The 6,477-nt window shown below is 45.2% G+C and carries 4 protein-coding genes and 2 pseudogenes; 3 read left to right on the top strand and 3 right to left on the bottom strand.

All coding sequences use genetic code 11. The features are described 5' to 3' along the window. Window positions 1-331 precede the first annotated feature (331 nt). Both RIG27_RS08610 and RIG27_RS08605 read right to left on the bottom strand, forming a co-directional pair. Window positions 332-1,357 carry an ABC transporter permease gene (locus RIG27_RS08610; RefSeq protein ID WP_446344250.1) on the bottom strand — a complete coding sequence of 342 codons (1,026 nt, stop codon included), beginning with the start codon at window positions 1,355-1,357 and terminating at the stop codon, window positions 332-334. 184 nt (window positions 1,358-1,541) lie between these two features. Next, a complete protein-coding gene (locus tag RIG27_RS08605) occupies window positions 1,542-3,194 on the bottom strand; it encodes an ABC transporter substrate-binding protein (protein WP_446344248.1) in 1,653 nt (550 codons plus the stop codon). Between the two features lie 270 nt (window positions 3,195-3,464). On the opposite strand from RIG27_RS08605, the gene RIG27_RS08600 reads away from it, so the two are divergent. Next, window positions 3,465-3,674, top strand: coding sequence for a hypothetical protein (locus RIG27_RS08600; RefSeq protein WP_044210115.1), 210 nt, complete (start codon window positions 3,465-3,467; stop codon window positions 3,672-3,674). A gap of 109 nt (window positions 3,675-3,783) precedes the next feature. Here RIG27_RS08600 and RIG27_RS08595 read toward each other — a convergent pair whose 3' ends face one another. Further along, a complete protein-coding gene (locus RIG27_RS08595) occupies window positions 3,784-3,906 on the bottom strand; it encodes a hypothetical protein (protein ID WP_446344246.1) in 123 nt (40 codons plus the stop codon). A gap of 24 nt (window positions 3,907-3,930) precedes the next feature. Here RIG27_RS08595 and RIG27_RS08590 point away from each other — a divergent pair. Further along, window positions 3,931-4,780: pseudogene (locus RIG27_RS08590) on the top strand (CHASE2 domain-containing protein); the annotation flags it as partial. A 192-nt stretch (window positions 4,781-4,972) separates the two neighbouring features. Then, window positions 4,973-6,091: pseudogene (locus RIG27_RS08585) on the top strand (adenylate/guanylate cyclase domain-containing protein); the annotation flags it as partial. Window positions 6,092-6,477 lie beyond the last annotated feature (386 nt).

The raw sequence follows: 6,477 nt of genomic DNA, 5'->3' as shown, positions 1-6,477 counted from the left end.
AATTTCGTTTTTCTGAGACATGCGATCGTGAGTTCAAGTCGCCAAATCACCAATCACCTTTAGCTTACACAATGACGAAATTCTTGTAGTGCGTTAAGCGAAGCCATGCCGCAGGCTTTGCATCTTGCTCGCTACTAATACGCAATTTAAATGCATGACAGCTTAGTCATCCCCGTTATAACCCAGTCCGCGCAGGCGGACGCAAGTTTGTGTAGCAGCGATTTCAATCGCCGTGGCAAAAGGGGGTAATAAAGGCGAATTTGGTATTAGTACCACTATAGTCCCAGAAGGATTTTAATCGCCGTGGCGGGGGTTACTAAACAATGAACAATTAATAGCGAATACGCGGGTCAATTAAAGCATTGATAATATCAATCGCAATACTCGCTATCACCACAATTGCCCCAAAAAACACCATAATTCCCTGCACCGTCGGGTAATCTCGTAACTGAATCGCTTCATATAATCGATTAGCTAATCCGGGCCAGGAAAAGGTAACTTCTGTTAACACCGCACCCCCTAGCAACGACGCAAACGTGAGTCCCATTACCGTAATCACCGGAATCAACGCATTTTTTAACGCATGACGCAGCAAAATTGTCCCTTCCTGAATTCCTCTAGCGCGTGCAGCTTCTACATAATCAGACTTCAGCGTTTGCTTGAGATTCACCCGGACAATACGCTCAAAAATTCCACTTAGGAGAATTCCTAAGGTTAACGAGGGTAGAGTTAAATAATATAACGCCGTCAAAAATTGGTTGAAATTACCGTTCAAGAGACTATCAACGGTATAAAGTCCAGTGAATCCTGTGGGCGGAGTTACTGATGCCGGAAATCGTCCACCCAGGGGAAACCATCCTAACTGTACGGCAAAGATTAATTGGACAATCATTCCTGCCCAAAATATCGGTAAGGCGTAGGTGATAATCCCAAATAGTCGTCCCCCTAAATCAAAGACTGTACCGGGACGAGAGGCGGAAAAAATACCCACACCAATTCCTACCGTTATCGCGACGATCATACTACATATTGCTACTTCTGCCGTCGCGGGAAAATATTGCTGAATCACTTGCCAAACATCTCGTCCTTGGTCACTAATTGAACTGCCTAAATCCAGGCGGAGTAAACTGAATAAATAATTCACATACTGTAACGGTAGCGGTTGATTTAATCCCAACCGTTCCCGAAATTCGGCTTTTACACTTTCAGGCGCACGATTACCAATGACCGCATCAATTGGATCTCCTGGCGTAGCGCGGAGGAGTAGAAATACGATAGTAACAATCGTCCACATCATTAACGGTGCCAGGAGCAACCGGGCGATGACATAGTAGAGTAAAGCACGAGAACGAGACATCGGAATTCAAATTAGGTAGGGCGAGTAGGATTAATACAGGTTTATAGTTGGGTGCACGTTAAACCCGACATCCACAACCTGTAGGGGCGCAAAGCTTTGCGCCCATAAAATCGGCTATTTAGTGGTCAAGGTGCGTTACGCTTCGCTAACACACCCTACAAATCGAGGCTTTGCGTAAGTCAGCTTAAGCATTTTTATCCACTTGCCAAAACGAGATACCAATAATTGGATTAATTTCCACGTTCTGTAAGCTGTCTTGAGCAAACGCAAATTCTTTTTTCTGCAATAAGGGAACCAGCGGCACATCTTGAGCAATTAGCGATTGAATTTGCCCAAATAGTTCTTGTCGCGCCTGGGGATCTTGTTCCTGCCGTTGAGCTTCAATGAGTTGGTTCATTTTTTCACTGTAATAGAAGAAACCTTGACTTTGACTAGCACCTTCCTGACATCCAGTTTCCGCTGATCCTTTCGTACAACTGAAAAAGGGGCTGATGTAATTATCAGCATCGCCAAAATCAGGAAACCAAGCCACTAAATAGCTGGGATAAATGCCTTTGGGAATATTGGCAAAGAGAGTCGTGGATTCAACGGGTTGCGGTTGAACTTGCATCAAACCCTCCATTTTTTGCTCGGCATATTCCTTGAGGAGGGTGACAATTTGTTGACGCGGGGAGTTATCGGAACTGTACCACATTTCTAACTCCAAGGGTTTTTGTTCAGAAAAACCTGCTTTTGTCAAGAGTTCTTTGGCTTTTTCTACATTGCCATCCCCATAAAGTTCCTTAAATACAGGTTTGCTGGTGGCAAAGGTGTCGGGAATAATACTATAAGCGGGTTCAGCTTGACCCCGATAGACGCGATCAATGATTAATGAACGATCCACTAACGCCGCGATCGCTTGTCTAACTTCTACCTGATCTAAGGGTTTCTGCTGGACATTTAGCACCATGTAGTCTAGGCGAATGCTGGGCTTTTCTAGTACCTGATACCCTTTCGATTCAGCATCCTCTTTAAGGCTGAGAATTTGATCGGCATCTAAGTCACGATAGGCAATATCAACCGCACCTGTGGTAAAGGAATTATACAAGTTAGCGGGACTGCTGAGAAACTGAAAGTCAATCCCTTGATTAAGCGGTTTTTCTCCCCAATAGTCCTCAAATACATCCACTTTGACTAAATTTGGTTCAAAGGAAACCAGTTTATAGGGACCTGTTCCCACAAAATCATTGGGTTTAAATTTGCCTTGCCCAATTTCATAAGCTTGAGGAGAAACCGCACTTAATCCAGGAAAGGCTAGCAGGTAAGAGAAGGGAGCAAAGGCATTTTTTAGCTTAATTGTGAGTTCGTATTCCCCTGTGGCTTCCACGGATTCCATGATGTCAGAAAGTAGGGCTGAAGGTTTACCCCCGTTTTGACTAAACCGCCTCAGGGAAAATGCCATGGCGTCTGCGTTAAAGGGGGTGCCATCATGGAAGGTAACACCCTGACGCACAGGAATCGTGTAGGTTAAACCATCATCACTGACTTGCGGGAGTTCTGTCGCCAGTTGGGGAATTAGCGTATCAGTATCTCCCTCGTAGGTATAGAGGCGATCGCCTAAGCTGGTAATAATATCGCTAATCGCTACTTCATACGCATCAGCGGGGTCAAGAGTTCGGGGTTTGGCAACAGAACCCACAGCGATGCGTTCAGGGCTACTGATGCTAGTGACGGAACTTGCAGCATCATCAGTGGGTGTATTTTGCCCACCACAACTAATAATCAGGATACAACAGCAGCAGAATAAACCGAGAAATTGAATAATCTGCCGTTTCTGACGAGATAAGGGAAATTTCATAATGTAAGTAGGTGGATATAATTAAAGTTAATGGTTGAGATTAGGGAACAGGGAACAGGGAACAGGGAACAGTAAGGGTTTGAGGACGATTTACAACACTTGATTCGCTTCTCGACAGGCTTGAAAGCGTTGGCGTGAGACGTTGAGGGTGGCGATTACTCCCTGTTTGGTGTCGAATAATTTTTGTTTTATTTTAATCATTCACCTATTGCCATCCGTTCGATACTTAAGTCAAGATCGTAATTATATGTGATGGAAGGGTTTAATCCGATGACCATTTCTGCGGATACAGTATTTTCAAATTTACAGAAAATTGACCAAGTTGATCCGGTAACCAGTGCTATCTACCGAGAACAAGCCCAAGAGGTACTGGCTACACCATCGATCACGCTGAAACTTCGATCCGCGATCGCGGATCGACTCAACCGAGCGAATAATGATTTAGCGCTGCATACCGTAGGCAGCGAAGATAGTTACTAGGTTAGGGTTGAGCCAAACTGCCTGAGCCACGATTCCACTGAATTTAAGCTGAATGTTGCTGACTTGAGGCTGGTGGGCAGTGCCCACCCTACGGTCTATCAAATTTCGGCTAGTTTAGTGGGAATTTAATTCCATGGGGTTGAGCCAAACTGCCTGAGCCACGACTCAGCTTGACTTGAGCTACTCTAAAGAATATAGAACGATTCGCCATAGCAATCAGGGGACTACTCATGTTAATTTTGATTGCTCATCCTAAATGTGGCAAAAGCTCAAGCAGCATATTTCTAAATGGCAAGGGGTATTGATCACTGCCCCCACTGTCGCCGGATTGGTAATCGCTACGGCTTGGACCGGTTCGTTTCAGCTTCTCGAATGGGCAACACTCGACCAATTTTTTCAGCAGCGTCCCCAAGAACCCGTTGACCCCCGGATTCTGGTGGTAACCATTGATGAGTCTGATATTACCCAGGTTGGGACGTGGCCCATTCCTGATCAGGTCTTAGCACAGTTACTTAGAAAAATAAACGCCCAACAGCCTAGGGCGATTGGCGTGGATTTATACCGTGATTTGCCAGTCGAATCGGGTCATCAGGAATTAGTCGAGGTATTTAAGTCTACACCGAACCTGATTAAAGCTGGCGTTAATGTATCTAGAAGCCGAAGGGATTACCCTGCAAATGACGGATGAAGCCAAGAGTCATTTGCAGTTGGGTAAGGTGGAATTTGTGCCATTGACAGGGAATGAGGGTGGCTATGTTAATGCTGATGTGGGTGGCTATCAAATTCTCTTAAACTATCGCGGACAGAAAGAGAACTTCCAAACTGTATCCATTGCTGATATTTTAGAGAATCGGATATCACCGGATTTGATGCGCGATCGCATTGTTCTCATTGGCGCTACCGGACAGAGTGCTAACGACTTATTCTTTACACCCTATAGTCAAAATACCATCGGTTCGCGTCAGCAAACACCGGGCGTGATTATTCATGCCAATATCGCCAGTCAGATCATTAGTGGGGCGATGGCGGGACGCCCTTTAATTAAGGCGATTGATGGACGCCCTTTAATTCCTTTCATTGATAGAATAAACCAACTGTCTTGGCTGACAATTTGGGTTGATCCAGTCGAGTGGTTATGGATTGTTGTCTGGTGTTTGATTGGCGCTGGAGGAAGCTGGAAACTCCAACAATTGAACCAATTCGCGGATAGGATTTTTCCCCGATGGATGGTTGTCGGTTTCGGCACGTTCTTCATGGGTAGTATTCTGGTGGTTGGCAGTTATGGGGCGTTTCTGGCTAATTGGTGGTTACCCGTGGTTTCCCCGATGGCGGCGTTGATCGGATCATCAATGGCGATCACGCTTTACCAAACCTGGGAATTACAGCGCTACAATGCTGACTTAGAAATATTACTGGAAACCACGACAGCTCATTCCGATGCGATTGAGGAGGAGTTACATCAACAAGCCGAAGAAGCCGCACGGGAAAGTGAACGCCGATTAGCCCAATTCCTGGAAGCGGTGCCGGTTGGGGTAGCGGTATTAGATGCAAGCGGAAAAACCTATTACCTGAATCAACGGGCGCAACAGTTAATGGGTAAAGGTGTGGTTCCTGATACCTTTGCTGAACAATTCGCCGAGGTTTATCAATTTTATATTGCTGGCACTGACCAACTCTACCCAGCGGAATTATTGCCGGTAGTGCAAGCGTTAATGGGAGAAAGTGCCACGGCTGATGACATTGAAATTCACCAGGGCGATCAAATTATTCCTATTGAAGCTTGGGGTATCCCGATGGAACCCGCTATTGTTGAACATGATGGCTTTATTGATAAATATATCGGTGATGCGATTATGGCGCTATTTAATGGTAGTGCTGATGATGCGGTTCGCGCCGGAATTGATATGTTAAATCGGTTGACTGATTATAATAAAACGCGGCAACGTCCAGATCGTCCGCCGATTCAGATTGGGATTGGGATTAACACCGGTTCGCTGATGCTGGGAACCGTGGGCGGACACAATCGCATGGATGGTACTGTGATTAGTGATGCGGTCAATTTAGCCGCTCGCTTAGAACAGCTTACGAAAGAGTATGGGGTATCCTTACTAATTTCTCACCACACGTTTTTACAGCTAAATCATCCGGTTGAATATGCCTTTCGGATTATCGGTCAAGTTCAGGTTAAGGGGAAAAGTGAAATGGTATCGGTTTTTGAAATATTTGAGGCAGATCCACCAGAACTTCGCTCGGTAAAGTTAATGACAAAGCCTGATTTTGAGAAGGCTCTATTTCTGTATAGTAAACATTTATTTAAAGAAGCCGCCCAAATATTCCAAGAGTGTTTACCGATTAATCCCGTTGATCAAGTGGCTCAAATTTATTTAGAGGCTTGTCAGAAACAGGGTGAGGATTGAAATCGTTATGGTTGAGGGAACAGGGAACGGGGAACAGAGAACAGGAACTACCCCATTTAAATGCCCATCAGCTGATCACACTGATTACCTAGAGCGTCAGTTTAGTAATAGCCGTTAAAATAAGTTAAATGTAGGGGCGGGCGCGAGCCGTTTAATTGGGGTATCTACCGATAACCTCTAAACCAAACCCGCCCGTTATTATAACGTGGGTTAATCAGGCAACTCTGAACCCGATTATCAACAGGTTGACACTCCCTGCCCTATAAGTGCGGGGATTCTTAGTTCCGCGACACACCTTACAATTATCTATCCTTGCGGCAATACTTAAACCAAACACCCGTAGAAAACTACCAAGTATTGAGCCTAATTTAGATAACTCCAGAGGG

Origin of the sequence: Coleofasciculus sp. F4-SAH-05, from assembly GCF_040222985.1 — a bacterium.
GTDB lineage: Bacteria > Cyanobacteriota > Cyanobacteriia > Cyanobacteriales > Coleofasciculaceae > Coleofasciculus > Coleofasciculus chthonoplastes.
The sequence above is the reverse complement of the archived record's forward strand: the minus strand, read 5'-3'. Positions and strand labels throughout refer to the sequence as shown.

Coding starts and splice junctions, on each gene's coding strand:
- RIG27_RS08610 (WP_446344250.1), bottom strand. CDS start 1,357: ATGTCTCGTTCTCGTGCTTTACTCTACTATGTCATCGCCCGGTTGCTC.
- RIG27_RS08605 (WP_446344248.1), bottom strand. CDS start 3,194: ATGAAATTTCCCTTATCTCGTCAGAAACGGCAGATTATTCAATTTCTC.
- RIG27_RS08600 (WP_044210115.1), top strand. CDS start 3,465: ATGACCATTTCTGCGGATACAGTATTTTCAAATTTACAGAAAATTGAC.
- RIG27_RS08595 (WP_446344246.1), bottom strand. CDS start 3,906: ATGAGTAGTCCCCTGATTGCTATGGCGAATCGTTCTATATTCTTTAGA.